The 2,687-nt window shown below is 44.8% G+C and carries 2 protein-coding genes; both read right to left on the bottom strand.

The genetic code is table 11. The features are described from left to right. Positions 1-546: 546 nt before the first annotated feature. Positions 547-1,113, bottom strand: a complete 567-nt coding sequence (locus tag PX482_RS18935) for an adenylate kinase (protein WP_002757589.1) — start codon at positions 1,111-1,113, stop codon at positions 547-549. A gap of 70 nt (positions 1,114-1,183) precedes the next feature. Further along, complete coding sequence (secY, locus tag PX482_RS18930; protein ID WP_002757587.1) at positions 1,184-2,503, bottom strand: preprotein translocase subunit SecY; 1,320 nt, start codon at positions 2,501-2,503, stop codon at positions 1,184-1,186. Between the last annotated feature and the right edge of the window lie 184 nt (positions 2,504-2,687).

The raw sequence follows: 2,687 nt of genomic DNA, 5'->3' as shown, positions 1-2,687 counted from the left end.
TCTACTCTAGATACAGTCAACGGTACAGCCATTTTCAAAGGGAAAATGTACCCAGTAGCGTCTTTTCAATTTTTTCTGAGAAGCTCCAGGCAGTAAGGGTTTTGTTAATTTTTTAGTATTTCTGTATGGGGGAAGTCCAGTTATACCATAATCGCTGGAAGTATTGCAACCTCGTAAACAAATGAGAATTATTTTCAATAAATTCTTAAGAAAAGATAAATATTGCGAAATGTAAATTTTAATATGCTCAACTATTAACGGCTGTTTGATATAAAAAACTTATAATACTAAATCCGTTGAGTATAGGCTACATATCAGGACAGGCACTCATGCAAGAGGCAAAAGAGGGAATAAATAATCAGTTTTTAATAACTGGATTTAGTATAAGTAGGGAGGCACAATTATTTGTAGGATGGGTTAGCGGTAGCGTAACCCATGCGGGCGTTGGGTTTCATGCTTCAACCCAACCTACTGATCACTGATGACTGATAACTGATCACTGATTACTGATCACTGATTACTGATTACTGATCACTGAGACAAACTTTACACAGGAATGACAACTGCTGTTAAAGCGGCAGTAACCGCGTCCATCGGTTGATTACCGTCGATATGGTTAAGAGTGCCTTTTTGACCGTAATAATCTAAAACGGGGGCAGTTTGGTCGATATAAACCTGTAGGCGACGGGAGATCGTTTCTTTAGTATCATCTTGACGACCCCGTTGCATGAGACGCTCAATTAAGACCGTATCTGGTACAGCCAAATTGACCACAAATGTGTAACTATCGGCCAATTCTTCCAGTAATGCGTCTAAAAAGCTCGCCTGTGCCACCGTGCGGGGAAACCCATCAAGAATCCAACCCTTAGCACTGTCAGGCTGTTTTAAACGTTCCTGAATTAAACCTAATAACAACTCATCGGGGACTAATTCGCCCTTTTCCACATAAGCTTGTGCTTGTTGACCAAGTTCTGTCTTCTCTGTAATTGCTTGACGTAAAATTTCACCGGTAGAAATATGGGGAATCGTCAGAGATTCCGCTAATTTTGCCGCTTGAGTACCTTTTCCCGATCCGGGCGGTCCCAAAAATATCACACCGATCCGTTTGCTCATGGATTAAATATAGGGTTTTAAGGGAAAAAATAACCAGTAACCGGTAAAAGGTCACTGGTTAACTATCTAACTACTTTTTAATCATGTCCTCATAGCGTTGAGACATGACATAGGTTTGAATTTGTTTCGCAGTATCGATCGCCACCCCCACCAGAATTAACAGGGAAGTTGCCCCCAAACCGCGAAAAGTGGTGACACCGGTGGCGCTTTCTACTACAGTCGGCACAGTAGCCACCAAACTTAAAAAGAGAGCGCCCAAAAGGGTGAGACGATTCAGCACCCCTTCCAGATAATTAGTAGTAGCGGTCCCTGGCCGAATCCCCGGAATACTGGCCCCCATTTTTTTCAGGTTTTGGGACATATCCTTGGGGTTAACGATCAGGGAAGCGTAGAAGAAACTAAAACCGAGAATTAGTAAGCTATAAAAAGCCACATAACCCCAACTATCGGGACGCAGAGCATTAACCAACTGGACTAAAACCTGACCGACCGGGTTATCCGTGGGTAAAGCTTGCACCAATTGGAAAGGTAAGACCAACACTGCCGAGGCGAAAATAATCGGCATCACGCCCCCTTGATTGAGTCGTAGGGGTAGATAACTGGTTCTTTCCCGATAGAGACGACGACCCACCTGACGACGGGCAGAAACAATCGGAATCCGACGGGTTCCTTCCTGAACAAAAACAATGCCGATAATCATCACCAAGAAAACCAGCAAGAGAATCACCACTTGAGCGATCGCTTGTCGGCCACCCTGTTGAGCAAAAGTAATCGTATCACCGAGGGTTTTCGGTAAAACAGCGACAATGTTGACAAAAATCAGCAAAGATGCTCCATTTCCCAGACCGCGTTCTGTGATCAGTTCCGAAATCCACATCACGAACATAGAACCGGCCACTAAAGCGAGAACCGTAGCGGCGATCGAGGGTAAAGTTCCGGCCACAACGCCGTTAGCCACCAATAAACCGAGAGTAATGCCGATACTTTGAATAATTGCCCAACCAAAGGCAATATAACGGGTAATTTGGGCAATTTTTCGCCGTCCTGCTTCTCCTTCATTTTTCTGTAAATCTTCCAAAGAAGGAAGGGCAGCGGTGAGCAGTTGCACGATAATTGAGGCGTTGATATAGGGAAGAATGCCGAGGGCAAAAATCCCTAACGTCGATAATCCTCCCCCGGTAAACAGGTCAAGGATTCCCAAAGCGGCGTTACCTTGAATAATTTCTGCTAATCTTGCCCGATCCAAACCAGGTATCGGTACAAACATCCCAAAACGGAGCAGAATCAGTAAACCCAATGTAATCAACAAGCGACCGCGTAAACCGGCCGCCTGTGCCATTTGCATAAACGTTTCCTGTGCCGTGGGAGCCTTATCACGACTAACGACCATTAACAGTTACCTCTAGTGCAGTTTTTTTTATGGGAAAAAGTAATCGAGGGGGAAAACTTTCTCGATTTTTTTAAGATTTCCCCTGTCTTTCTTATGATATAGCAATCAGGTCTTGGGGGTTGGGTGTGGGGTGTGGGGTGTGGGGTGTAGGGTGTGGGGTGTGGGGTGTGGGGTGTGGGGTGTG

The organism is Microcystis sp. M53602_WE12, from assembly GCF_030065455.1.
GTDB classification, from domain to species: Bacteria; Cyanobacteriota; Cyanobacteriia; order Cyanobacteriales; family Microcystaceae; genus Microcystis; species Microcystis aeruginosa.
This window is presented reverse-complemented; position numbering and strand designations above follow the sequence as displayed.

Excerpts from the sequence above, each read along its gene's own strand:
- PX482_RS18935 (WP_002757589.1), bottom strand. The coding sequence starts at position 1,113 with ATGAGCAAACGGATCGGTGTGATATTTTTGGGACCGCCCGGATCGGGA.
- secY (WP_002757587.1), bottom strand. The coding sequence starts at position 2,503 with ATGGTCGTTAGTCGTGATAAGGCTCCCACGGCACAGGAAACGTTTATG.